We start from the raw sequence: 24,803 nt of genomic DNA, 5'->3' as shown, positions 1-24,803 counted from the left end.
GTTACTTGGCGGGCGGGGTGCCGATCTGCCCCGCCTTCCCGTATTTCCGCTCGAAGCGGTAGACGGCGTACCAGGCGCCCGTGAGGCCTGTCACCGAGATGAACAGGGCGAAGCCGAGCATTGTGACGGTGGCGTCCCAGGGCATCGTCACTCCTCCCGGCGCAGACATCGGATCACAGCGTGACCGACGCAATGTAAGGCGAGGGAGGCCGCGAGCCAAGAGAGGTGCGTTCGGCCTAAGGTCGCATTCGGGCTACTGACCAAGGGTACGATAATGGCCGCGCCGGCGACGGCGATTGCCATGGCGTTCATGTAAGCCGCCAACAGCTTGAGGTGCTCATTCAGGCGCTTCGCCACGTGCTTACGGCGCGCAGCAATCTCCGCTGCATTGGGCGTTGCCTCGGTCACGCAGGGAGCCTCATCGCTTATGACCCAGCGTAACCGAATAATCCTCCGTCGTCGATATTTATTCCCACGGACAAAAATGCCTCCCCCGAGGCGGGGGAGGCGGATCACGCGTCCGTTCTTCAGTGTGGGCGAAACGGCTTTGACTTCAGACCCAAGGGCCCGCTCGATCGCGAGCCCCGGCTCCCGAATCCCTGTCGTCAGCGCGCGCCCTTGCCATCCCCGTCGCGCATCGCGCCGGTCGGCTCCTGTACGTGGGCCTCGAGGAACCACAGCTGCTTGTCGACCGCGCGGGAGACCTCGGTGAACAGGTCCGCCGTGCCGGGGTCGCCGGCCTCGTCGGTCTGGTCGATGTTCTCGCGCACCGCGTTGGCGTAGGCGGCGTAGCGGTCGATCAGGGCCGCGACGTGGTCTCCGACGGCGTAGATGTCGGTCGGGTAGGGCGCCAGCTTCGAGGAGGCGGTGACCACCGTGGCGGTGCCGAGTGCCGTGGCGCCGAGCTGCACGGCCCGCTCCGCGACCTTGTCGTTGAGATCGTCGATCTCGGTGCGGAAGCCGTCGAGCATCTCGTGGATGCCGATGAATTGCGGGCCCTTCAGGTTCCAGTGCGCCTGCTTGATGTTGAGCGCGAGGTCGATGCCGTCAGCGAGCCGCGCGTTCAGGGCCTCGATCGAGACGCGCTTGGCGTTCGAGTCGGTGGCGTTGCGGGTGCGGTGCTGGCGCGGCTCGCCGGCCTTACCTTTAGAATCCGTCATGTCGGTCAACTCCGTGGATTTGCCGCAACAACGAGGCCGAGGGGCGGCCGTTCCGATGCTGCGGTGGGGTTTTGGTCCCCATACCCGGCCTTCCGGTCGGAGAGGGGGATCGTTTCGTCCGCAGGCGAAGGGGCTAGGGCAGGGTACCCGGGCGGACACCCCGCCTGCCGAAATCCTGCCCTTCCGTCAGAGCATCGGCTGGCCGCCGGTGACCGGCACCAGCGCGCCCGTCATGTAGCTGCCCTCCCGCGAGGCGAGCAGCACGTAGGCCGGGGCCAGCTCCGCCGGCTGGCCGGCGCGGCCGAGCGGCGTGTCGGATCCCAGCTGCTCGATCTGTTCCGGCGACTTCACGATCGGCTGGATCGGCGTCCAGACCGGGCCGGGGGCGACGCAGTTGACCCGGATGCCCTTCGGCGCCAGCAGGTTCGACAGCCCGACCGTGAGGGTGCTGATCGCCCCCTTGGTGGCGGCGTAGACCAGCATGCTGGCATCCGCGACCTTGGCCTGCTGGCTCGTCGAGTTCACGATCGCCGAGCCGGGCTTCATGTGCGGCACTGCCGCCTGCGCCAGGTAGATCATCGCGAAGACGTTGGCGCGGAACGACCCCTCGACGTCGTGGGCGGTGACGTCATCGAGGCCTTCGTTCACCACCTGCGCGGCGGCGTTGTTAACCAGGATGTCGATCCGTCCGAACGCGGCCGCGGTTCTCTCCACCACCGCCCGGCAATGGGCCTCGTCGCGCAGGTCTCCCGGGATCAGGAGGCAGCGCCGCCCCGCCTTCTCGACCCAGGCCTTCGTTCCTTGCGCGTCCTCCTCCTCGGAGTCGAGGTAGGAGATCGCGAGGTCCGCTCCCTCGCGGGCATAGGCGATGGCGACCGCCCGGCCGATGCCGGAATCGCCGCCTGTCACGATCGCGACCTTGTCGGTCAGCAGACCCTTGCCGACGTAACTCTCCTCGCCGTGGTCGGGGGCTGGATCCATCGGTCCGGTGAGGCCGGGGCGCGGCTGCTGCTGCGCGCCGGGGAAGGGGGGCCGGGGATAGGCCTCGCGGGGATCGTCGCTCATCGAGTACCCTTCAGGAACGCGCCGGCGGTGCGCAGGGACAACGCCATGATGGTCAGGGCCGGATTCGCCGCGAGCGAGCTCGGGAAGACCGACCCGTCGCAGATCCACAGGTTCTCGACCTCGTGGCTCCGCCCGTAGGCATCGACCACGGAGCTGTCCGGGTTCCGCCCCATCCGGCAGGTGCCGAGCGTGTGTGCGACGCGCTCCAGCACCCAGATGTCGCTGGCGCCCGCTGCCTCCCAGATCTGGCGCATCAACGTCGTGGCGTGGACGTTGAGCTTGTCCTCGTTCGAGCCGTAGCCGAAGCTGATATGCGCCTTGCGCATCCCGAGGGCGTCGGTCTCGTCCGACAGGGTTAGGACGTTCGCGTCGCAGGGCAGGGTCTCGCCGTTGATGCCGATCCCGGCGACGCGGTTGTACTGCTTCAGGTAGTCGGTGAGCGCCTTGCCCCACAGGCCGCGGCCGCGGGCGACGGAATTGGCCCAGGTGAGCGGCTCGACGCCGAGGCTCTGCACCAGGTAGCCGCCGGCGAAGTCGGCGCCCTTCGGCCGGGTGTAATCCTCGGTGATGAGCGAGGACGGGTACCCGCGGTTCATGCCGACCTCGTCGGCGAAGGTGCCCCAGACCTGCGTGGCGACGTGGCCGATGTAGTTGCGCCCGACCTGGCCGCTGCCGGTGGCGAGGTCGAGATGGAGCAGCAGCCGCGGCGTCTCGACGGCGCCGGCGCACAGGATCAGGTGGGCGCAACGCTGCCGGTGGTCCCGCCCGCCCCGGCGGTAGAGCACCGCCGTGATCCGCCCGGCCTTGTCGCGCTCGACGCCGTGCATCCGGGCCTCGGCACGGATCTCGGCTCCCTTGGCGACGGCCAGCGGCAGGTAGGTCACGTCCATGCTGGCCTTGGCGCGGGTGCGGCAGCCCTGGTGGCAATAGCCGCAATTGATGCAGGCCTTGCGCTCGGGCACGTCCGCCCCGGGCGTGAAGTCGCGCGAGACCACCGCCGCCGGGGCGTCGGTCGCGGTGATGCCGAGCCGGTCGCAGGCTTTGGCCATCAGCTCGGCCGGGCCGTTGCGCAGGACCGGCGGCAGCGGGAAGCGGCGGGCTTCGTCCCACGGATAGGGCGTCGGGCCCGACGTGCCGATGAATCGCTCGACGCGGTCGTAGAACGGTACCAGCTCGGAATGGTCGATCGGCCAGTCGCAGCCCTCACCGGTCTCGGTGTTGAGGCGGAAGTCGCGCGGGTCGGCCCGGGGCACGAAGGCGCCCCAGTGCAGGGTCGAGCCGCCGATGCCGGTGCCGCTGTTGTTGCCCCCGAACGCCTCCGGGGTCGAGCCGCCGCTCAGGCGCTCCTCGGTCCAGTAGATCTCATCCGCCAAGGTCTCGTCGAAGCCGTAACCGGCCGGATCGAAGTTCGGCCCGGCCTCGAGGGCGACGACCTTCAAGCCGGCCGCTGCGAGCTCGGCGAGGAGCGGCGCGCCCCCCGCTCCGGTCCCGACCACCACGACGTCGACGACCTCGTCGGTGCCGTAACGCTTCTGCCCCGAGAGGTTCATCGGGCGTCTCCAGTGCTCTCGAGGATCGGGGCTTCCCAGGGTTCGCGCGCGTTCAGGCCGGTCTGGCGGTAACCCGGCAGGGACTCGGCGTCGTCGCCACCTGCCCCGATCCCGGTGAAGCCGATCGCCGCGAGGCCGGCCGGGTGCGCGAGCCAGGTGCGCACCGCCTCGCCCCGCAACTCCTCGAACCAGCAGGTCATCAGCTCGGGTGCGATGCCGTCGGGGAGCGCCGGCAGGCGGCCTGAGGCGGCGCGGTCGAGGAGCGCGTCCTGGTCCGCGCCGTCGAGGGCGGGAAAGGCGCTTCCGTGCGTCGCGCGGGCGGCGGCGTCGAGGGTGCGTAGCGCCCTTTCATAGGCCTGCGGGTCCGGCGGCAGGGAGGCGTAGCGCCAGCCGTCGCCGGTGCCACTGGCGAGCCGCGCGTCGATGCGGCGGGCAAGGTCGATCTTTCCGGATCCGTCCTGCGGCAGCACCCGGTCGAGGCAGGCGGACAGCGTCGCGCGCGCCTCCGGGCTCAGGCAGAACGGGCCGTCCGGCTCGCGCATCCGCTCGCGCAAGGTCGCGCGCAGGCGGGAATTGACCCGGTCCGATCCCATCAGCGCCGCGAAGGCCGGCGGCAGCGCCGGGGTCTCGGCGGTTTGCGGCGGCGCCGCGAGGAAGTCGCGGATCAGCGCTGCGAGGTCCTCCGGCCGCTCGAGCGGCAGCAGGTGGCCGGTACCGAGCGCGACCGCGTGACGGTGGCGGGCGAGGTGGGGCAGGGTCAGGGCGGCCTGCGCCTCCGGCCCGAGATCGCCGTCCTCCGCCCCGCTCACCACGAGCGCCGGGGTGGACAGCGTGCCGATGCGCCCGCGCCAATCCTCGTTGGCGCCGCCGGTCAGCCAAGCCTTCCAGGCTTGCGGGTTGGCCCGCAGCACGTCCTCGACCGTCCGGGCGTGATCCTCGGGGTCCAGCGGCGCCCCGGCATTGGCCGTGACGAAGGCCTCGGCCTCCCGCCGCCTCGTCTCCGGGTCGGCGTCGATCCAGGCGACCATCGCCTGCCGGCGCTCCTCCGCCATCGGCTCGGGCGAGGGCGGCGAGCCGGCCAGCAGCACGAGACCGGCGAGGCCCTTCAGGCCTTCGTCGCCGTCCTCAACGCGTCGCGCCAGCGCCAGGGCGACCTTCGCCCCCATGCTGTTGCCGGCGATCAGCCAGGGCCCGGTCGGGGCCTCGGCCCGGATGCGGGCCGCGACGTGGTCGGCCATGGCGGCGACGTCGCCGCCCGGCCGGTGGGCTTCGTCGCCGAAGCCCGGCAGGTCGAGGGCGACGCATCGCAGGGTGGGCCCGAGCTGCTCGGCGAGGGGGCGCCACGTGCGGGCGCTGCCTCCGAGGAAGTGCAGGCAGAAGAGGACGGGGTGGTCAATCATGCCCGCGAGATCGCGCGGTGCTGCGCTGCGTCAACGGCGGCGTCCCCGCGGCGCCTTGCAGCACCCCGGGATGATGTGTCGAGTCGTCGACGCACCGAACGGGCCGGTGGACGGCCCCCTGGACGGTGTTGGGGAGATCGCGACCGGCGCGAAGGCTTGCGTTAATAGACAATCATCATTCCGGACCGGTGATGATATCTGGTCCCGGTGTGTCGTCGAGCAGCCGGTGCTGGCAGCATCGGCGGAGCCGACGGGGAATTTGACCTATGTTAAATTTGTCTAACGACGAAGTAGGGGCCGCAGCCGTATCCTGAGCGGCGGGCCGCGAGAGCTTCGCGGGCGATCGATCGAGCTCGCCGAGTCTGTGGGCACGGGCCTCGGATCTGTGCCAACCGGCCGGGTCGACTCGGCCTCCCCACAGCTCCCGAAACGCGAAACGCCGCGCGGCAGGGGCTGCCGCGCGGCGTTCGCACCAGGGGCCGCGGCCTGCCCCGGGGGCGGCCGCGGCGCGTCGCGCTTAGTGCATCGCGCTTAGTTCTTGGCCTTGTCGACCAGGGCCTTCTCCTTGATCCACGGCATCATGCCGCGGAGACGCTCGCCGACCTCCTCGATCGGGTGGGCGGCGTTGCGGGCGCGGGTGGCCTTGAACGAGGTCTGGTTGACCTTGTTCTCGAGCATCCAGTTGCGGGTGAAGGTGCCCGACTGGATGTCGGTGAGCACCCGCTTCATCTCGGCCTTGGTCTCGGGCGTGATGATGCGCGGGCCGGTCACGTACTCGCCGTACTCGGCGGTGTTCGAGATCGAGTAGTTCATGTTGGCGATGCCGCCCTCGTAGATGAGGTCGACGATCAGCTTCACCTCGTGGAGGCACTCGAAATAGGCCATCTCGGGGGCGTAGCCGCCCTCGACCAGGGTCTCGAAGCCGGCCTTGATCAGCTCGACGAGGCCGCCGCAGAGCACGACCTGCTCGCCGAACAGGTCGGTCTCGCACTCTTCCTTGAAGGTGGTCTCGATGATGCCGGCGCGGCCGCCGCCATTGGCCGAGGCGTAGGACAGGCCGAGGTCGTGGGCGTTGCCCGAGGCGTCCTGTGCGACGGCGATCAGGGTCGGCACGCCGCCGCCGCGCAGGTACTCCGAGCGCACCGTGTGGCCGGGGCCCTTCGGGGCGACCATCAGCACGTCGAGGTCGGCGCGCGGCTCGATCAGGTTGAAGTGGACGTTGAGGCCGTGGGCGAACAGCAGGGCGGCGCCCTGCTTCATGTTGGCCTGGAGCGAGTCGCGGTAGATCTCGCCCTGGAGCTCGTCCGGGGTCAGCATCATGACGACGTCCGCGTCCTTGGCGGCGTCGGCGACTTCCTTGACCGTGAAGCCCTCGGCCTCGGCCTTCTTGGCGCTGGCCGAGCCCTTGCGGAGCGCGATCACCACGTCCTTGACGCCCGAATCGCGCAGGTTCAGCGCGTGGGCGTGGCCCTGGCTGCCGTAGCCGACGATGACGACCTTCTTGCCCTTGATCAGATTGATGTCGGCGTCACGATCGTAATAGACCCGCATGGCGGCTCCCCCTTGTGCAGATGGCGAGAAACTCGAACGCTCCGGGCGCTGGAGCGGCCGTGCGACGGGCGGCTTGTAGCGGCGTGATTCGCGTCAGGGAATAGGCTATGCGCGCGGAAGCGCACATGGCTGGCCGGCACGATGCGCGGAACGGCGCCGCTTCGGCGCCAAAGGAATCCGCCATGACGCAAGGGGCGACGCCCGCCGAACTGGTCGAATTCTGGCGCGAGGCCGGGTTCGACCGCTGGTTCACCGCCGATCCGGTCTTCGACGCCGCCTGCCGGGATTTTGGGCCGCTCCACGAGGCGGCGGCGCGCGGCGACCTCGCATCCTGGGAGGAGACGCCGGAGGGCGCGCTCGCCCTGGTGCTGCTCCTCGACCAGATCCCGCGCAACCTGTTTCGCGGCACGTCCCGGGCCTTCGCGACCGATGCGCTCGCGCTGGCGGCGGCCGGGCGCGCGCTCGCCCGCGGCCACGACCGGGCGATCGAGCCCACCTTGCGCATCTTCCTCTACATGCCGCTGACCCATGCCGAGGATCCGGGCTTGCAGGAGCGCAGCGTCGCGCTGTTCACCGCGCTCGGCTTGCCCGTGCACTTGGAAGCCGCGATCGAGCACCGCGACCTGATCCGCCGCTTCGGCCGCTTCCCCCACCGCAACGCGGTGCTCGGCCGCCCCGAGACGGCGGCCGAGCGGGAATACCTGGCGGGCGAGGACGCGTTTCGCGGCTGATCTGAAGCCTCTTCGAGTTGGCCGGCGGAATTGCCACCCTCCACGTCATCCCGGGGCCGCGCAGCGGAACCCGGGATCCATAACCGCCAACGGTCCAGGACAATGCGGAATGCGCTCCGCCTCGTTCGGCAACGCCGGCGGTTATGGATCCCGGGTTCTCGACTTCGTCGAGCCCCGGGCTGACGTCGAGAGTTGAAGGCGGACTTCACAGATTGATCGACGCAACCGCTCAAACAGGCCCTCACGCCGGCAGCGGAAGCCCCTCGCGGGCGAAGGCGCGCTGCACGGCGGGGCGCTCGGCCATGCGGCGGGCGTGGTCGGTCCAGTAGGGGAACTGGCGGGCCATGTCGTAGCCGAGCACCTGGCCGCGGCCCCAGTGCCAGAACACCAGGAGGTAGGGATCGGCGACGCTGTAACGCTCGCCCAGGGCCCAGCCGCCGCGCGACAGCCCGACCTCGATCATCGTCCAGAGGTCGGCGCAGGTCTCGTGGCCCTTGGCCTTCACGTCCTCGATCGCCGCCGGATCGGTGGCGTAGCGCTCGGCCCGGCGGATATGGGCGTAGGCCGGGTGGATGGTGGAGGAGATCCAGGCCAGCCACTCGGCGCACCGCGCCTCCTCGCGCGGGTCCTCGGGCCACAACCCCGCCTCGGGGTGCTGCCTGGCGATGTAGCGCAGGATCGCCGGATTCTCGGTCAGCACCCACTCGCCCTCGGCGAGCGCCGGCACCCGGCCCTTCTGGTTGATCGCGAGGTAGCGCCCGCCGCGCTGCTCGGCGGTGGCGAAATCGACCTTCACCGCCTCGAACGGCGCACCGGTCTCCTCCAGGGCGATGTGGGGCGCGAGCGAGCAGGCGCCCGGCGAGTAGTAGAGCGTGAGGGTGTCGGACAAGGAAGCCTCCCGGCGCGGGCCGCCGCGCCTTCAGCCATGCGGGGCGGCGCTCCCCGTCCCTTACGCCAAGCCGGGTCGGGGCGGTACCGCCCGGACCCCGATCCTCGGCCGGGGACGCCTCAGGCGGACACAGGCGGGCGCGCCGCCGCGCCGGCCGCCGGGCGGGAGCGCTTCATCACCAGCCACACGAGGGCGCAGAGCACGATCGCGCCCTGCACGCTCAAGGCCTCCCAGCTGCCGTTGAAGCCGAGCTCGGTGACGAGGTCCGGCACGCCGTCATTGTGCACCGGCACGAGCACCTGCTCCTGGAATTCCTGGATCGCCGCGCCGACCATCCGCAGGCCCATCACGAACAGGAAGGCCGAGGTGAGCAGGAAGACCGGCCGCAGCGGCAGCCGCAGCGCCAGCCACTGCATCGCCACGAACACCACCGCGAGGGCGGCGGCCGCGACCGCGAGCCCGCTCAGGAGCGAGGCGTCGAAGCCGCCGGCGGTGCGGGCGAGCGCGTGCAGGAACAAGACCGTCTCGGCGCCCTCGCGGAACACCGCCAGGAAGGCGATGCCGGCGAGCGACAGGAGCGTGCCGGCGCCCATCGCCCGCTCGGCCATGCGGTTGATCTCGGCCTTCCAGGCCGCCGGATCCTGGCGCAGGAACAGCCAGCCGCTCATCGTGAACATCAGCCCGGCGGCGAGCAGGATCACGCCGGCCTCGATCAGGTCGTTGTGGTTGCCGTCGAAGAAGGCCTCGAACACCCAGGCCATGCCGAAGCTCGCCAGCACCGCGAGGCCGGCGCCGGCATAGACCGGGCGGATGCGCTCCGCCGCCCCGGCCCGGCGCAGGAACGCCGCGAGCGCCGCCACCACCAGCAGCGCCTCCAGCCCCTCGCGGAACAGGATGGTGAAGGCCTGCACGAAGGTGGATCCGTCGGCCATGGGGGGCTCCTCGCTCAAACGTAGTCCGGTCGGGCGCCGTCGCGACCCGTCGGCGCCCTCTTAGGCGAGGACGATCCGGCTTTCAAATCCTGGTTGCTTGTTTTGTATAATTCTAAACTGCTTTTTATCAGATAAAATGACGTTGTATCCTGGCTACATGGGCTGACAAGTCCGGATACAATGTCGAAACGGTCCAGGAAATACGAACTGGATGCTTACCGCTCCCCGTGGCGCGACGGAGGTTGCGGCCATTCAGCCACGCCCTCGCTGCCCCTGCCGAGATTCGCGTGCGTCCGGCCGCCGTCTTGGCGCGGCGGGGTGCCGCTGCTATCTCCGGGCGACTTTTCCCTTACGCCGTGCGCCCCGCGCATCGCCGCGCCCGTGCGCCGGAGACAGCCACACGATGACCGCGTCCCCCATCGACAACATCCGCAACTTCTCGATCGTCGCGCATATCGACCACGGCAAGTCGACGCTCGCCGACCGGCTCATCCAGATCACCGGCGCGGTCGCGGCCCGCGACATGAGCGAGCAGATGCTCGACTCGATGGACATCGAGAAGGAGCGCGGCATCACCATCAAGGCGCAGACCGTGCGCCTGGACTACAAGGCGCAGGACGGGCGCGACTACGTCCTCAACCTGATGGACACGCCCGGCCACGTCGACTTCGCCTACGAGGTCTCGCGCTCGCTGGCCGCCTGCGAGGGCTCGCTGCTGGTCGTCGACGCCTCCCAGGGCGTCGAGGCGCAGACGCTCGCCAACGTCTACCAGGCGCTCGACGCCAACCACGAGATCGTCCCGGTCCTCAACAAGATCGACCTGCCGGCGGCCGAGCCCGACCGGGTCAAGGAGCAGATCGAGGAGGTGATCGGCATCGACGCGAAGGACGCGGTGCCGATCTCGGCCAAGACCGGCCTCAACATCGAGGCGGTGCTGGAGGCGATCGTCACCCGCCTGCCGCCGCCGAAGGGCGACCGGGCGGCGCCGCTGAAGGCCCTGCTGGTCGATTCCTGGTACGACGTCTATCTCGGCGTCGTGGTGCTGGTGCGCATCGTCGACGGCGTGCTCAAGAAGGGCATGACGATCCGCATGATGGGGGCGGACGCGGCCTACGGCGTCGAGCGCCTCGGCGTGTTCCGGCCCAAGATGCAGGACATGGCCGAGCTCGGCCCCGGCGAGGTCGGCTTCTTCACCGGCTCGATCAAGGAGGTCGCCGACACCCGCGTCGGCGACACCATCACCGAGGACAAGCGCAAGACCAAGGAGGCGATGCCGGGCTTCAAGCCGGTGCAGCCGGTGGTGTTCTGCGGCCTGTTCCCGGTCGACGCCGCCGACTTCGAGAACCTGCGCGGCGCGATGGGCAAGCTGCGCCTCAACGACGCCTCGTTCTCCTACGAGATGGAGACCTCCGCCGCGCTCGGCTTCGGCTTTCGCTGCGGCTTCCTCGGCCTCCTGCACCTCGAGATCATCCAGGAGCGGCTGGAGCGCGAGTTCAACCTCGACCTGATCTCGACCGCACCGAGCGTGGTCTATCACCTCAACATGTCCGACGGGGAGAAGAAGGAGCTTCACAACCCGGCCGACATGCCCGACGTGATGAAGATCGACACGATCGAGGAGCCCTGGATCCGCGCCACCATCATGACGCCGGACGAGTATCTCGGCGGCGTGCTCAAGCTGTGCCAGGACCGGCGCGGCGCGCAGATCGACCTCAACTACGTCGGCAAGCGCGCCATGGTCGTCTACGACCTGCCGCTCAACGAGGTGGTGTTCGACTTCTACGACCGGCTGAAGTCGATTTCGAAGGGCTACGCCTCGTTCGACTACCATATCTCGGATTACCGCGAGGGCGACCTCGTGAAGATGTCGATCCTGGTCAATGCCGAGCCGGTCGACGCGCTCTCGATGCTGGTCCACCGCACCCGCGCCGAGAGCCGCGGCCGGGCGATGTGCGAGAAGCTGAAGGACCTGATCCCGCGCCACCTGTTCCAGATCCCGGTCCAGGCGGCGATCGGCGGCAAGATCATCGCCCGCGAGACCATCCGGGCCCTGTCGAAGGACGTCACCGCCAAGTGCTACGGCGGCGACATCTCCCGCAAGCGCAAGCTCCTCGACAAGCAGAAGGAGGGCAAGAAGCGCATGCGCCAGTTCGGCAAGGTCGAGATCCCCCAGGAGGCGTTCATCGCCGCCCTCAAGATGGACAGCTGACGTCCGACACGGGGCCGAGCCCTCCAGGGATTTTCCGACCAGGCGGATATCGGCTGGGAAGGAAATGCGGCAAAATCGAAAACTTAGAGCGGAGCCCGATTGCAACGTGATCGGGCGCCGCTCTAGAGCATCGTCCGACGAGGTGATCGCCTGTTCGCCGAAGGACATGCGGCAAAAACAAGGATCCAAGCAAGGCTCCAAGGAAGCGTCCGATCGTCATCCGATCGGATGGTGAGCGACCGGGCGGCGCCGGCCGTTCCAGCGGCGTTCCCATGGGTGCGCCGTGCCGTTGATAAAATAAATTTGCAGTTCGGTATCAAATCATCCTTACAATTCAAGATTGTATTGTGCGCAATAATCTGTATTTTACTTGTATGCACTGCGTCAAGTGACCCAACGTCGCCTTAACTCGCTCTGCGCATGATCTTGCGATACCGGAGCGGGCAGGCTGGTGCGATGATGCGGTGCGGGTACGCGCGTTGGGGTCGTTTTACGGCGGATCCATCGGCGAGCGTGGTGGTCATCTTCGCCCTGATCGCCCCGGTTCTGCTCGGCATCGTCGGCGTCGCGGTCGATTACGCCTCCTGGGCGCTGCAACGGTCGACGCTGCAGCAGACGGCCGATGCCGCGGCCCTCGCGGTCATGTCCGATCTCCAGGTGGTCGGTGCGAGCGAACAGCGGATGCAGTCGCTGGCGCGCTCCTACGTCGACAGTACCGTGAAGCTGGCGCGCGGCGACGGGCCGGTCTCGGTCGTGACCCTGGCGGTGGCCCGCGAGCGCTCGGGCGGGTCGTTCGTGCCGGCGGGCTGGACCTCCGGCGCGCGGACGCCAACCGGAGTCAAGGTGACGCTGACGCAGCGCAAGCACGCGATCATGAGCCGTCTGGTGACGCCGCACCTCACCGACATCACCGTCTCGGCCACCGCCGAGGCGATGGGGTCTTCCAAGCTCTGCGTCCTGGGGCTGGCCTCGCGAGGAGGCAGTGCCATCCACCTCAAGGACTTCGCGAGGATCGATGCCGACAGCTGCGTGGTCTATGCCCTGTCCGCCCATGCCGGAGGGCTCACGGCCAGCGAGCAGAGCACGATCACGGCGACGAGGACATGTACGGTCGGTGGCTTTCACGGGGGGCGGGAGAATTTCAAGCCGCTTCCGGTGACCGGCTGTCCCGCCCTCAAGGACCCCCTGGCCAGCCTGCCGCCGCCCTCGGTCGGAAGCTGCGTCGCCACCGACCTGTCGCTCACGGGCGGCACCCACACGCTCTCGCCCGGAACGTATTGTGGCGGTCTCTCGATCGATGGGGGTGCCGAGGTCACGATGAGGCCGGGTATCTACGTCATGAAGGACGGTCCACTGATCGTCGGTCCGGCGGAACAGCGGCAAGCCATCGAGAAAAAATGCAAAATTATACCCATTTCATCAGGATTAAATCCAAAGAAACAATCTCTAGAAATATGCCGACTGGCCTTGACGGTCAAGACAACTGGCTACATGAAGGGAAACGGGGTCGGTATCTATTTTACTGGTGATATCGGTCGGGCTAAGGTGAGGGTCAATCAGCCGTTGCTGCTGCTTCCGAATTCCGTCGTCGAACTCACGGCCCCGCGGGACGGGGACATGGCAGGCCTGCTCTTCTTCGAGGATCGCAAGGCGCCGGCCGGTCGATCGTTCGACATCCTGAGCGACAGCGCCAGGCGCCTCGTCGGCACGATCTACCTGCCGCGCGGGACGTTCTCGGTGCAGACCAACCAGGTGGTGGCCGATCAATCCGAGTATACGGCGATCGTCGCCAACCAGATCTTCCTGGCGAACAGCCCGCGCCTCGTCATCAACACCCGCTACAGCGCCACCGACGTGCCGGTGCCGAGGGGACTCGGGCCGAAGAGCGGCACGGTCGGCCTGGCGGACTGAACGCGCCCGCCCGCTTCATGCGCACCGCCTGCGTCCGGCGCTTGTCGCCGCGCGCCCGCGCATGGCATGAGGAGCGCTCGACCGACGCGCCGCCCGACACATGGCGGCTGAACGCCGCCGCGATGGCGGCCAGGATGACGACCGTGTCCGTTCTGAGCCTGAAGCCCCGTCCCGAGGATGTCGACGCGCTGATGCGCGAGATCGGCGGCCGCGCCCGCGCCGCCGCCCGCCGGATGGCTTTGGTCCCAGGCCCGGCCAAGGACGAAGCCCTGCGCGAAGCGGCGCGCGCTTTGCGCGCGGCGGGAGCGGCGATCCTCGACGCCAACGCCGCCGACATGGCGGAGGCGCGCGCCAAGGGTCTTCCCGCCGCCACCCTCGACCGCCTGGCGCTGAACCCCGCCCGGATCGAGGCGATCGCGCAGGGCCTGGAGAGCGTCGCCGGCCTGCCCGATCCCGTCGGACGCACGCTCGCCACCTTCGAGCGGCCGAACGGCCTGACGATCGAGCGGGTGGCGACGCCGCTCGGCGTCGTCGGGGTGATCTTCGAGAGCCGCCCCAACGTCACGGCGGATGCCGGCGCGCTCTGCCTCAAGGCCGGCAACGCCGCGATCCTGCGCGCCGGCTCGGAGAGCCTCCGCAGCGCCACCGCCATCGCCGAGGCGATGAGCGCGGGCCTGACCCGGTGCGGCTTGCCGGCCGACGCGATCCAACTCGTGCCGACCCGCGACCGCGCCGCCGTCGGCGCCATGCTCACCGGCCTCGACGGCGCCATCGACGTGATCGTGCCCCGCGGCGGCAAGGGCCTGGTGGCCCGGGTGCAGGACGAAGCGCGGGTGCCGGTCTTCGCCCATCTGGAGGGAATCTGCCACGTCTTCGTCCACGCGGCGGCCGACCTCGCCATGGCCCGCTCGGTCGTGCGGAACAGCAAGATGCGCCGCACCGGCATCTGCGGCGCCGCCGAGACCCTGCTGGTCGACCGCGCCTGCGCGGCCACCCATCTCGCGCCCATGGTGACCGATCTGCTCGAGGCCGGCTGCGCCGTGCGCGGCGACGCGGCGGCCCGCGCCGTCGATCCCCGGGTGACCCCGGCGACCGAGGAGGATTGGCGCACCGAGTACCTCGACGCGATCATCTCGGTGCGGGTGGTCGACGGGCTGGAGGCCGCCATCGACCACATCGAGGGATACGGCTCGCACCACACCGACTCGATCCTGACCGAGGACGCGGCGGCGGCCGGGCGCTTCCTCGCGGAGGTCGATTCGGCGATCGTCGTCCACAACGCCTCGACCCAGTTCGCCGACGGCGGCGAGTTCGGCTTCGGCGCCGAGATCGGCATCGCCACCGGGCGGATGCATGCCCGCGGGCCGGTCGGCGTCGAGCAGCTCACCACCTTCAAGTACCGGGTGCGCGGCACCGGGCAGATCCGCCCGTGATCGTCTGACGAGGAGGGCGGCGGGATCGTCCGGTGATCGTGCGCCTGCCGCCCCTCGCGCCGGGTTTGCGGGTCGGCCTCTACGGCGGCTCGTTCAACCCGGCCCATGCCGGCCACCGGCATGTCAGCCGGCTGGCCCTGCGGCGCCTCGCCCTCGACCGGGTCTGGTGGCTGGTGAGCCCCGGCAACCCGCTGAAGGACCGTCGGCACCTGCCCGAGGCGGCGGCCCGCGCCGAGGGCGCCCGGGCCGTCGCATCCGACCCGAAGATCGCCGTCACCGATTTCGAGGCCGGGCTGGGGGAGGGGCGCTTGGGGGTCCGCTACACCGTCGACACCCTGCGCTGGCTGACGGAGCGGCAGCCGGAGGTCCGGTTCGTCTGGATCATGGGCGCCGACAGCCTGGCCACCTTCCACCGCTGGAAGGGGTTTCGCGAGATCGCCGCCATGATGCCCTTCGCGGTGATCGACCGGCCGGGCTACACCCTGAAGGCGATGGCTTCGCCCGCCGCGCGCCTGCTCGCGGCGTCGCGCCTCGACGAGACCGACGCCCCGACCCTCGCCGGCCGGTCGCCGCCGGCCTGGGTCTTCCTGCACGGGCCGCGCAACAGCCTGTCCTCCACGGCGCTCCGCGCCGCCGGTTCCGGTCAGTCCGCCCGGCCCGCGCGCTGATCGCGGGCGTTTGCGCGGGATTTGTGCCGCGCCAGCTTGAAAATCCGCCTTTCGTTCGCCACTGTCGGTGTCTAATGGCATCGGCACCGCGTAGGCCGCGGGCAAGTTCGTCTCGTGGCGCCACCGGGCGCTTATCATCGACAGGGGCCGGCACTGAACGACGCAATCTCTCACGAAGCTCAGGACACCGAGCTTCCCGCTGAAGCCCAGGCGCAGGATGCCACGACCGGCGCGCCCGAGGCCGCGGACATGAGGTCGGTTGCCCTCGCCTGCCTCAAGGACATGAAGGCCGAGGACACCGTCGAGATCGACCTCGTCGGCAGGACCTCCATCGCCGACGCCATGATCATCTCCTCCGGCCGCTCCCAGCGCCATGTCGGCTCCATCGCCGACAAGGTGATCCAGGAGTTCAAGTCCCGCGGCTTCGGCAATCCCCGGGTCGAGGGCATGCCGGCCTGCGACTGGGTGCTGATCGATGCGGGCGACATCCTGATCCACATCTTCCGGCCCGAGGTGCGGCACTTCTACAACCTCGAGAAGATCTGGGGCGCCGACCGTCCGGCCGACCGCCTCGCCGGCTGAACCCGCAACGCTAAAGAACCCCACGATCGCGTTGCGATCGTGGGGCTCTCTAGGTCTTTGATTTTTCCGCATTTTCTACGACGAATCGGTTTCCGCTTCGTCGGAAAATGCTCTTGGGACGGACACGCCGCCATGCGGCTCGCCCTCGTCGCGGTGGGCCGCCTCAAGCGCGGCCCCGAGCGCGACCTCGCCGAGGAATATCGTGGCCGCGCCGACGTGCTCGGTCGGAGCCTCGGCTTCTCCGCCGTACAGGCGACCGAGATCCCGGAAAGCCGGGCCCGGCGCGCGCCGGACCGCTGCGCCGAGGAAGCCGGCGCGATCCTGGCGGCGGTCCCGCCCGGCGCTGCCCTGGTGGTCCTCGACGAGGGCGGCAAGGCGGTGACGAGCCTCGGCTTCGCCGACCAGCTCGGTGCTTGGCGCGACGGCGGTCGGCCCGGTCTCACCATCGTGATTGGCGGCGCCGACGGCCTCGATCCTAGTGTCAGGGCCAGGGCGGACCTCGTCTTCGCCTTCGGGGCCGCCACCCTGCCGCACGGCCTCGTCCGGGTCCTGGCCCTCGAGCAGCTCTACCGGGCCATGACGATCCTCTCCGGCCACCCCTATCACCGCGGCGCCCCGTGACCCGAGCGCTCCTTCCCGCCCTTCTGCTGGCCGCGGCCCTCGCCGTGCCGATCCTGGATTTGCCGGCGCGCGCCCAGACGGCGCCGGACCTCGATCCGGTGGCGAAGGCGCAGGCCGAGAAGGACCGGCGCGCCGAGAGCCTGCGGGCGATCGAGAGCGCGCTCCAGGCCAGCAATGAGTCGAAGGCCAAGCTCGAGCGCGAGGTGGCCGAGATCAAGGGCGACGGCGCCCGGCTCAACCAGGCCCTGATCGACGCCGCCCGCAAGGCGCAGGAAGCGGAGGGGCGCATCTCCGACCTCGAAGCCCGGCTCCAGACCATGGCCGGCAGCGAGACGGCGCTCCGCCGCTCGCTGGAGAGCCGCCGCGGCGTCATCGCCGAGGTGCTCGCCGCGCTCCAGCGCATGGGACGGCGGCCGCCGCCAGCAGTGCTGGTGCGGCCCGAGGACGTGCTCGCGGCGATCCGCACCTCGATGCTGCTCGGCGCCGTGGTGCCCGAGCTGCAGGGCGAGGCCGAGACCCTGGCCGGCGACCTCGCCGAGCTGGTGCGCCTGCGCGGCCTCATCGCCGCCGACCAGGAGACCCTGGGCGGCGACATCAAGGGCTGGGCCGCCGAGCGCCAGCGCCTCACCGCCCTCATCGCCGCCCGCCAGGCCCGCCTCGGCGAGGCGGAGAGCGGTCTCACCGCCGAGCGCGACCGCGCGACGGGCCTCGCCGGCCAGGCCCGCTCGCTCAAGGACCTGGTCGACCGCCTCGACGGCGACCTCGCCAATGCCCGCCGCGCCGCGGGCGCGGCGAAGGAGGCGGCGGAGGCCGAGAGCCGCGAGACCCGCGAGCGCTTCGCGGCCGCCGCCCTGCGCGATCCGGCGCGCCTCGCCCCCAAGGTGCCGTTCCCCCAGGTGCGCGGCCTGGTGCCGCGCCCGGCGAGCGGCGAGGTGGTGCGGACCTTCGGCAGCCCCGACGGCGCCGGGGGGACGACCCGCGGCATATCGCTCATGACGCGCCCGCGCGGCGTCGTCTCCTCTCCGGCCGACGGCTGGGTGGCCTATGCGGGGGCGTTCCGCTCCTACGGTCGTCTCTTGATCATCAACGCGGGCGACGGCTACTATCTGCTCCTGGCGGGCATGGACCAGATCAACGTCGAGGTGGGTCAGTTCGTGCTAGCGGGGGAGCCGGTCGCCGTGATGGGAGACACGGGCTCCGCACCTTCGGCAGGAGCCGGTGGGCGGAACGATCCCGTCCTGTACGTCGAGTTCAAGAAAGACGGTGGCTCCATCGACCCGGATCCTTGGTGGGCCAGAGGGTCAAGCGAGAAGGTTCGCGGATAATGCGCAAAGTTTCCCTCGTCCTGTTCGGAGCCGTCCTGGGCGCCGGGACGGCCACGGTAGCGACCCAGACCCACCTGCTCTCGAGCACGAGCGCCGTCGCCGCCTCGGCCGAGACCTATCGCCAGCTCAGCCTGTTCGGCGACGTGTTCGAGAAGATCCGCACCGACTACGTCGAGAAGCCCGACGAGGGGAAGCTGATCGAGGCGGCCGTCAACGGCATGCTGACCTCGCTCGACCCGCATTCGAGCTACATGGACGCCAAGAGCTTCCGTGACATGCAGGTGCAGACCAAGGGCGAGTTCGGCGGCCTCGGCATCGAGGTCACGATGGAGGACGGCCTGATCAAGGTCGTCACCCCGATCGACGACACGCCCGCCGCCCGCGCCGGCCTGCTCGCCAACGACATCATCACCCAGATCGACGGCGACCAGGTCCAGGGCCTGACCCTCAACCAGGCCGTCGACAAGATGCGCGGGCCGGTCAACTCGCCGGTGAAGCTCAAGATCACCCGCAAGGAGGCCAAGGATCCGCTCGAGGTCACGCTCAACCGCGACCTGATCCGGATCAAGCCGGTGCGCTCGCGCACCGAGGGCGGCGACATCGGCTACATCCGCCTGACCCAGTTCAACGAGCAGACCTATGACGGCCTGAAGGCCGCCGTCGACAAGCTCTCGACCGACCTGCCGGGCGACAAGCTCAAGGGCTTCATCATCGACCTGCGCAACAACCCGGGCGGCCTGCTCGACCAGGCGGTGATGGTCTCCGACGCCTTCCTCGACCGCGGCGAGATCGTCTCGACCCGCGGCCGCAACCCCGACGAGACCCAGCGCTTCTCGGCCAAGTCCGGCGACCTGACCAAGGGCAAGCCGGTGGTGGTGCTGGTCAACGGCGGCTCGGCCTCGGCCTCCGAGATCGTCGCCGGCGCGCTCCAGGACCACAAGCGGGCGACGGTGCTCGGCACCCGCTCCTTCGGCAAGGGCTCGGTGCAGTCAATCATCCCGCTCGGCGGCAACGGCGCTCTGCGGCTCACCACCGCGCGCTACTACACCCCGTCCGGCCGATCGATCCAGGCCAAGGGCATCGAGCCGGACCAGGAGGTGCTGCAGGACGTGCCCGACGAGCTGAAGGGCAAGGACGAGACCAAGGGCGAGGCCGGCCTGAAGGGCCACCTCAAGCAGAAGGACGCCGAGGAGCGCGGCGGCTCGTCGGCCTACGTCCCGCCGGACCCGGCCAAGGACAAGCAGCTGATCGCCGCGGTCGACTTCCTGCACGGCGTGCAGAAGGGCGCCGCCAACACGGCGAAGACCACGGAGCCGAAGCCGAACTGACGGTGAGGCGGGTGCCGCTCAGGCCCCGTTTTTAACCCGGCATTTACCACGAAGGCCCGCAATACCGGTCGAACGACCGGCGCTGCGGGCCTTCCGCTTTCTTGGCAGCGACACGGTCGCGGGACCTCACGCCTGTGCCGCTCGCGTCCGACACCATCCTGACCCGTCCCCTCGGGCTGAGGGACGAGGCGACCGCCCGCGTCAAGCACTGGCGCGCCGTCCTGCGGCCGAAGGCGCTCGCGGCGATCGCTCTCGGCGCGGGCGCCCTCGGCCTCGCCGCATTCCTGGTCCTCGGCGACGATCCCCTCGCCGGCGAGCCCTACGCCGTCGCGGCGATCGAGGTCCGGGCCCCGGTCGCCCCGGTGCCGGAGCCGGCGGTCCCGGCCCCTGCCGATCCGGCGAGCCGCAGCGCCGTCGAGGTCGAGCGGGCCTCCGGGGTCGCGGTGAACCGGCCGGACGGCACGAGCGCGCCGGATTCGGTGGTGATCCGGGTGCCGGGCGGTCCGATCCGCCTGAACCCCGCCCCCGACCCGCGCCTCGCCGAGCGCGGCCGCTACGGGCCGTTGCCGAAGGTCGGCCCGGACGGCGCCCGGCCTCTCGACGTCTATGCCCGTCCCGAGGCCGCGGGCCTGGAGCGGGGCGGGGCGGTCGCGGGCCGCATCGCCCTCGTGGTGTCGGGCCTCGGCATCGGCCAGGCCGCGACCCAGGACGCGATCCAGCGCCTGCCGCCGGCGGTCAGCCTGGCCTTCGCGCCCTACGGCGCCGACGTCCCCCGCAGCGCCGCCCGCGCCCGCGAGGCCGGGCACGAGGTGCTGGTGCAGGTGCCGATGGAGCCGTTCGACTATCCCGACAACGATCCCGGCCCCCAGACCCTGCTGGCGGGCGCCAAGCCCGCGGAGAACCTCGACCGTCTCGCCTTCGTGCTCGCCCGGGTGCAGGGCGCGGTCGGGGTGATGAACTTCATGGGTGCGCGCCTCACCGGCGAAGCCGCCGCCCTGGAGCCGGTGCTGCGCGAGGTCGGCGGGCGCGGCCTCGGCTTCCTCGACGACGGCACCTCGCCGCGCTCGCTCGCCCGCGACCTCGCCCGCAAGGCCAAGGTGCCGGCGGCCCGGGCCGAGATCGTCGTCGACGCGGTGCCGCGCCCGGACGCGATCGACCGTGAGCTCGCCCGCCTGGAGGAGGCGGCGCGCAAGTCCGGCTTCGTGCTCGGCTCGGCCACCGGCCAGCCCCTCACGATCGACCGCATCGCCCGCTGGGCGCGCGATCTCGAATCCCGGGGCATCCTGCTGGTGCCGGCGAGCCGAGCCATGCGTTCCGGACCCTGAATCGTCGCCACGGCCACGCTCCCCCCGCATTTTCGCCGGATGGTCGGTCCACAGGCAGGGAAATTGCTCTAAGGTCGCCCCATGGCATCGCTTCACCGCCCCGGCTCCGCCCTGGCAAGCCTTCCGTACCGGCCCTGCGTCGGCATCGCCCTGTTCAACCGCGACGGGCTGGTCTTCGCCGGCCACCGGCGGCATGAATCGGCCGATCTCGGCGCCCATGCCTGGCAGATGCCGCAGGGCGGCATCGACGAGGGCGAGGCGCCGCGGGACGCCGCCCTGCGCGAGCTCTACGAGGAGACCAACGTCGCCCCGACATCGGTGCGCCTGCTCGCCGAGGCGCCGGGCTGGTACTCCTACGACCTGCCGACCTTCGCGGCGGGCAAGCCCTGGAAGGGGCGCTACCGCGGCCAGACCCAGAAGTGGTTCGCCTTCGCCTTCGACGGCGACGAGCGCGAGATCGACATCCTGCGGCCGGGCGGCGGCGCCCACAAGGCGGAGTTCGACGGCTGGCGCTGGGAGCCGCTGGCGAACCTCGCCGACCTCGTCATCCCGTTCAAGCGCCCGGTCTACGAGCAGGTGATCGCCGCCTTCGCCCACCTCGCGCGCCCGGCGTGACCGGTCCCCTGCGCCCGCCCGCCGGCACCGTCCCATGACCCGCTGCTGGCTCGCCGGCCTCGTCGTCGTGCTCCTGTGGGTCGCCTACGGGATCTCGCCCTATGTCGCGCTCTACCGCCTGTCGCAGGCGGTGCAGGCGCACGACGCGGCGGCCGTGGCGCAAAGGGTGAACTTCCGGACCCTGCGGCTGTCCCTGACCAAGCAGGCGCTCGCCGCGGCGGTCGACGGCATCGCGGCGCGCCGCGACCTGTCGCCCCGCGAGCGTACCATCCTGACCGAGGCGAGCGGGGCGCTGGCCGAGCCGCTGGTCGAGTCCCTCGTCACCCCCGAGACCCTGATCGACCTCCTCGACGACGGCTGGCCGGTGCGCGCCGGCCTCGCCCGCGACGGCGGCGCCCGCGAGGCCGCGCCCGGCGACACCACGGCCGCGTCCCCCGCAGCCCCGAAGGACAGGAACGCGCTGGGCCTGCACGCCTCGACGTTCAGCCAGCTCTTCGCCCTCTTCCGCTCGGCCGAGCCGCGGGGGTTTCGCGGCATGGTGGTGAGCTACCCGCCCGACCGGCCGATCGAGAACCGGTTCCGCCTGCGCCTGCGCCTGCGCGGCTGGACCTGGCGCCTCGTCGACCTGGAACTGCCGGGCGCACTGCGCGAGCGCATCAGCCAGCGGCTCACCGGGGCGATGCAGCGCTGAGGCCCGAGGGGCCCCGTCCCCTTGATGCGCTGCCCCGCGCCCCTCATATCTCGGCATGGGCCGGCGGAGTTGCGGTCGGCCCCGACGGGCGCTGCGCCGAGCGGGCCCGGACCTGACCGAAGTGCCTCTCGCAACAGGGCTTCGCCGACATCATGACGCGTCCTTCGCCGTTCGGGCATCCGTTCCTGCTGGGCTTCGACGAGATCGAGCAGGCGCTCGACCGCGTCGCCAAGGCCGCCAATGACGGCTATCCGCCCTACAACATCGAGCGGCTGCCTCGCACCGAGCGGGAGCCGGAGCGGCTGCGCATCACGCTGGCGGTGGCCGGCTTCACCCGCGATCAGCTCGACGTGACCCTGGAGGAGAGCCAGCTCATCGTCCGCGGCCGCCAGGCCGACGACAAGAGCCGGACCTTCCTGCACCGGGGCATCGCCGCCCGGCAGTTCCAGCGCGCCTTCCTGCTCGCCGACGGCATGGAGGTGCTGGGCGCCGACCTGTCGAACGGCCTGCTCTCGATCGACCTCGCCCGGCCCGAGCCGGAGCGCATCGTGCGACGGATCGACATCGGGTCGCGCGACGACGCCTGACCATCCCCATATCGGGGTCACACCGGTCGACGGGCCGCTTCGGGGTCCGCTCGATCCACCGTCCTGCTGCCTTTCAGAGGAGGGCGCATCATGTCCGACACCACCCTGAACCTCGACTCCACCATCGACGCCGGCGCGCTCGCCGCCCTCGGCGAGGGCCACGTGGCCTATGTCCGCGCCATGCGCTCGGAGGAGGTCAAGCGCCTCTTCCCGCAGGCTCCGGACCTCACCCCCGGCCTCGACGTGTTCGCCCTGCTCTCGGCGAGCGGCGCCCCGATCCTGCTGACCGACAGCCGCGACGCGGCCTTCGCCAATGCGTGGGCGCACGACCTGCAGGCGCTCAGCGTGCATTGATCTTGGCGGATCTTGGCGGCTCGGGACGGCGGCGGCGTCGCTCCCGGGCCGACGCGGCGGTCCTCGTGATGGTCTGCTGATGACCGCGCGGCCATTCGGGCGTCGCAGCTTGAGAACACCGCCCGTCGTCAAAATTCTCCCCTTTCCCGGACGACTGAAGCGATAGCGGAAGGAGATCCGGGATCCAGCGCAAGACGTGCCGCGAGGCGGCTCTGTATACTGCACCCTTGCAGTCAAGCAGACGCTTCGCGGCTTTTTGTGCTGGATCCCGGATCTCCTTCCGCTGACGCTGCAGTCGTCCGGGAAAAGGGAGCGGCTTACGATTGATTGTACGCCCTCACGGGCGTTCGTACTCTTCGATTTGCCGCGATGACCTCGTCGGCGATCCGGTTTGCTCGGCGGCACGTATCCCCCGTCGCAATGCCCTGCGAGCCGGGGAGGAGGGTACAAAGGGGGCGGTCAGACCGCCCCCTGTCCTCATTCCATCGCCGTCGGCCGCCCGGCCGCCACCACCAGCAGCTTGCCGTCCCCGAGGGTGCGGGCCGCCGCGCGGCGGATGTCGGCCTGCGTCACCGCGCCGATCAGCCCGTTGCGGCGGGAGATGTAGTCGATGCCCAGCCCCTCGAAGGCGATCTGCACCAGCTGGTGGGCGATCTTGGTCGAGGTGTCGAAGCCCAGCGCGTAGGAGCCGGTGAGGTAGTCCTTGGCCTTCTGCAGCTCGTCGTCGGAGGGGCCGTCGCTGGTGAGCCGCGCGATCTCGTCGGCGATCACCGTCAGGCACTCGGCGACGCGCTCGTTCTTGGTCGCGGTGTAGCCCCAGGTCATCGAGGCGGCGCGGTGGCTGACCAGCGAGGTGCCGACCGAGTAGGCGAGGCCGCGCTTCTCGCGCACCTCCTGGAACAGCCGGGAGGTGAAGGCGCCGCCGCCCAGGATGTGGTTGAGCACGTAGGCCGGGATGAAGTCGGGGTCGCGCCACGCCACGCCGTCGGTGCCGAAGCGCAGGACCGATTGCGGCACGTCGAGATCGACGACGATGCGCCGCCCCAGGCCCGTGATCGCGGTCGCCGGCACCGCATTCAGCTCCCCGCCCTCCGGCAGGGCGCCGAAGGCGGCGTCGAGGGCGCGCACCAGCGTCTCCTCGTCGATGGCGCCGACCGCCGCGACCTTGACCCGGCCGCGGGCGAGCAGCCGGCGATGCATCGCCACGAGGTCGTCGCGGGTGATCGACGACACGGTCTCGATCGTGCCCGAGGAGGGCCGGCCGTAGGGATGGCCCGGATAGGCCTCGGCGAAGAAGCGGCGCGAGGCCATGACGCCGGGATCGTTCTGCTGGTAGCGCAGGCCGGCCAGCATCTGCGCCCGCACCCGCTCGATCGCCAGCTGGTCGAAGCGCGGCTGGGCCAGCGCGAGCGCCAGGAGCTCGATCGCCTCGTCGGCGTGCTTCACCAGCATCTTGAGCGAGCCGCCGATCGCGTCCGGCCCGGCATGGAAGCTCAGCTCGATGGCGCGGGCGGCGAGGCGCTCCTGGAAGGCGTCGGAATCGTGCGGGCCGGCGCCCTCGTCGAGGAGGCGGGCCAGCATCTGGGCGGTACCGGCCTTGCCCTCGGGATCCTGCGCGGCGCCGCCCTCGAAGGTGAAGGCGAGCGCGATCAGCGGGACGATCGGCGACGCGACGTGCCAGGCCTCGATGCCGCGGGCCGAGAGGACGGGGCGCGCCTGGGTCGGGGAGGAGGAGGACGAGGCGGCGGCAGTGCGGGAGACGGCGTCGGCCGGGGTCATGAGGACCTCTTGTTGTGTCTTGGAAGAGTATGTCTTGGAAGAGAGGAGTCCGCCCGGCGACGCGAGACGGCGCCGGGCGGTATCCGGACTGTCGCGA

At 70.4% G+C, this 24,803-nt stretch carries 23 protein-coding genes; 14 read left to right on the top strand and 9 right to left on the bottom strand.

All coding sequences use genetic code 11. From position 1 onward, the window contains the following. Position 1 precedes the first annotated feature (1 nt). The 6 genes from BM430_RS34815 to ilvC all read right to left on the bottom strand — a co-directional run bounded on the left by BM430_RS34815 (position 2) and on the right by ilvC (position 6,726). Positions 2-145 carry a hypothetical protein gene (locus BM430_RS34815; protein WP_177303116.1) on the bottom strand — a complete coding sequence of 48 codons (144 nt, stop codon included), beginning with the start codon at positions 143-145 and terminating at the stop codon, positions 2-4. A 460-nt stretch (positions 146-605) separates the two neighbouring features. Further along, the gene (gene dps, locus BM430_RS20600; RefSeq protein WP_093569121.1) at positions 606-1,160 is read right to left on the bottom strand and encodes a DNA starvation/stationary phase protection protein Dps; all 555 of its coding nucleotides are present in this window, start codon (positions 1,158-1,160) and stop codon (positions 606-608) included. Positions 1,161-1,346: 186 nt separating this feature from the next. Beyond that, positions 1,347-2,225 carry an SDR family oxidoreductase gene (locus BM430_RS20595; protein ID WP_093569120.1) on the bottom strand — a complete coding sequence of 293 codons (879 nt, stop codon included), beginning with the start codon at positions 2,223-2,225 and terminating at the stop codon, positions 1,347-1,349. Continuing rightward, entirely contained in the window at positions 2,222-3,775 is a 1,554-nt protein-coding gene (locus tag BM430_RS20590; protein ID WP_093569119.1) for a GMC family oxidoreductase, read from the bottom strand. The genes BM430_RS20595 and BM430_RS20590 overlap by 4 nt, the downstream gene beginning before the upstream one ends. Then, entirely contained in the window at positions 3,772-5,175 is a 1,404-nt protein-coding gene (locus BM430_RS20585) for an alpha/beta hydrolase (RefSeq protein WP_093569118.1), read from the bottom strand. The genes BM430_RS20590 and BM430_RS20585 overlap by 4 nt, the downstream gene beginning before the upstream one ends. A 531-nt stretch (positions 5,176-5,706) precedes the next feature. Then, a complete protein-coding gene (ilvC, locus tag BM430_RS20580; protein WP_093569117.1) occupies positions 5,707-6,726 on the bottom strand; it encodes a ketol-acid reductoisomerase in 1,020 nt (339 codons plus the stop codon). A gap of 182 nt (positions 6,727-6,908) precedes the next feature. On the opposite strand from ilvC, the gene BM430_RS20575 reads away from it, so the two are divergent. Continuing rightward, on the top strand, positions 6,909-7,457 hold the full coding sequence (locus BM430_RS20575; RefSeq protein ID WP_093569116.1) for a DUF924 family protein: 549 nt from the start codon (positions 6,909-6,911) through the stop codon (positions 7,455-7,457). 241 nt (positions 7,458-7,698) lie between these two features. Here the strand turns inward: BM430_RS20575 and BM430_RS20570 are convergent, their stop codons facing one another. Together BM430_RS20570 and BM430_RS20565 are read right to left on the bottom strand one after the other, a co-directional pair. Beyond that, the gene (locus tag BM430_RS20570; protein ID WP_093569115.1) at positions 7,699-8,346 is read right to left on the bottom strand and encodes a glutathione S-transferase family protein; all 648 of its coding nucleotides are present in this window, start codon (positions 8,344-8,346) and stop codon (positions 7,699-7,701) included. 119 nt (positions 8,347-8,465) lie between these two features. After that, the gene (locus tag BM430_RS20565) at positions 8,466-9,278 is read right to left on the bottom strand and encodes an FTR1 family iron permease (protein ID WP_093569114.1); all 813 of its coding nucleotides are present in this window, start codon (positions 9,276-9,278) and stop codon (positions 8,466-8,468) included. 403 nt (positions 9,279-9,681) lie between these two features. Here BM430_RS20565 and lepA point away from each other — a divergent pair, with 403 nt between their 5' ends. The 13 genes from lepA (at position 9,682) to BM430_RS20500 (ending at position 22,927) form a co-directional block, all read left to right on the top strand. Then, a complete protein-coding gene (lepA, locus tag BM430_RS20560) occupies positions 9,682-11,487 on the top strand; it encodes a translation elongation factor 4 (RefSeq protein WP_093569113.1) in 1,806 nt (601 codons plus the stop codon). Between the two features lie 513 nt (positions 11,488-12,000). Then, complete coding sequence (locus BM430_RS20555) at positions 12,001-13,398, top strand: TadE/TadG family type IV pilus assembly protein (RefSeq protein ID WP_244539583.1); 1,398 nt, start codon at positions 12,001-12,003, stop codon at positions 13,396-13,398. 143 nt (positions 13,399-13,541) lie between these two features. After that, positions 13,542-14,831: a glutamate-5-semialdehyde dehydrogenase gene (locus tag BM430_RS20550; RefSeq protein WP_093569163.1), complete on the top strand. Its 1,290-nt coding sequence runs from the start codon at positions 13,542-13,544 to the stop codon at positions 14,829-14,831. Positions 14,832-14,863: 32 nt separating this feature from the next. Continuing rightward, positions 14,864-15,499, top strand: a complete 636-nt coding sequence (locus BM430_RS20545; protein ID WP_093569111.1) for a nicotinate-nucleotide adenylyltransferase — start codon at positions 14,864-14,866, stop codon at positions 15,497-15,499. Positions 15,500-15,748: 249 nt separating this feature from the next. Beyond that, on the top strand, positions 15,749-16,081 hold the full coding sequence (gene rsfS / locus BM430_RS20540; protein ID WP_093569110.1) for a ribosome silencing factor: 333 nt from the start codon (positions 15,749-15,751) through the stop codon (positions 16,079-16,081). A 132-nt stretch (positions 16,082-16,213) separates the two neighbouring features. Next, the gene (rlmH, locus tag BM430_RS20535; protein WP_093569109.1) at positions 16,214-16,702 is read left to right on the top strand and encodes a 23S rRNA (pseudouridine(1915)-N(3))-methyltransferase RlmH; all 489 of its coding nucleotides are present in this window, start codon (positions 16,214-16,216) and stop codon (positions 16,700-16,702) included. Positions 16,703-16,746: 44 nt separating this feature from the next. Then, positions 16,747-18,027 carry a murein hydrolase activator EnvC family protein gene (locus BM430_RS20530; protein ID WP_244539588.1) on the top strand — a complete coding sequence of 427 codons (1,281 nt, stop codon included), beginning with the start codon at positions 16,747-16,749 and terminating at the stop codon, positions 18,025-18,027. Further along, the gene (locus BM430_RS20525) at positions 18,027-19,355 is read left to right on the top strand and encodes a S41 family peptidase (RefSeq protein ID WP_093569107.1); all 1,329 of its coding nucleotides are present in this window, start codon (positions 18,027-18,029) and stop codon (positions 19,353-19,355) included. Before BM430_RS20530 ends, BM430_RS20525 begins: the two co-directional genes overlap by 1 nt. 134 nt (positions 19,356-19,489) lie before the next feature. Beyond that, positions 19,490-20,680 carry a divergent polysaccharide deacetylase family protein gene (locus BM430_RS20520; RefSeq protein WP_093569106.1) on the top strand — a complete coding sequence of 397 codons (1,191 nt, stop codon included), beginning with the start codon at positions 19,490-19,492 and terminating at the stop codon, positions 20,678-20,680. Between the two features lie 81 nt (positions 20,681-20,761). After that, positions 20,762-21,295 (top strand): RNA pyrophosphohydrolase, encoded by a 534-nt coding sequence (locus tag BM430_RS20515; RefSeq protein ID WP_093569105.1) that lies wholly within the window; start codon positions 20,762-20,764, stop codon positions 21,293-21,295. Positions 21,296-21,329: 34 nt separating this feature from the next. Continuing rightward, entirely contained in the window at positions 21,330-21,986 is a 657-nt protein-coding gene (locus BM430_RS20510; RefSeq protein ID WP_093569104.1) for a DUF2939 domain-containing protein, read from the top strand. Positions 21,987-22,138: 152 nt separating this feature from the next. Next, positions 22,139-22,573 carry an Hsp20 family protein gene (locus BM430_RS20505; protein WP_093569103.1) on the top strand — a complete coding sequence of 145 codons (435 nt, stop codon included), beginning with the start codon at positions 22,139-22,141 and terminating at the stop codon, positions 22,571-22,573. A 90-nt stretch (positions 22,574-22,663) separates the two neighbouring features. Next, entirely contained in the window at positions 22,664-22,927 is a 264-nt protein-coding gene (locus BM430_RS20500) for a BQ00720 family protein (protein WP_093569102.1), read from the top strand. 477 nt (positions 22,928-23,404) lie between these two features. Here the strand turns inward: BM430_RS20500 and BM430_RS20495 are convergent, their stop codons facing one another. Continuing rightward, positions 23,405-24,706: a M16 family metallopeptidase gene (locus BM430_RS20495; protein ID WP_093569101.1), complete on the bottom strand. Its 1,302-nt coding sequence runs from the start codon at positions 24,704-24,706 to the stop codon at positions 23,405-23,407. Between the last annotated feature and the right edge of the window lie 97 nt (positions 24,707-24,803).

It is taken from the genome of Methylobacterium sp. 174MFSha1.1 (assembly GCF_900116815.1).
Classification (GTDB): domain Bacteria; phylum Pseudomonadota; class Alphaproteobacteria; order Rhizobiales; family Beijerinckiaceae; genus Methylobacterium.
This window is presented reverse-complemented; position numbering and strand designations above follow the sequence as displayed.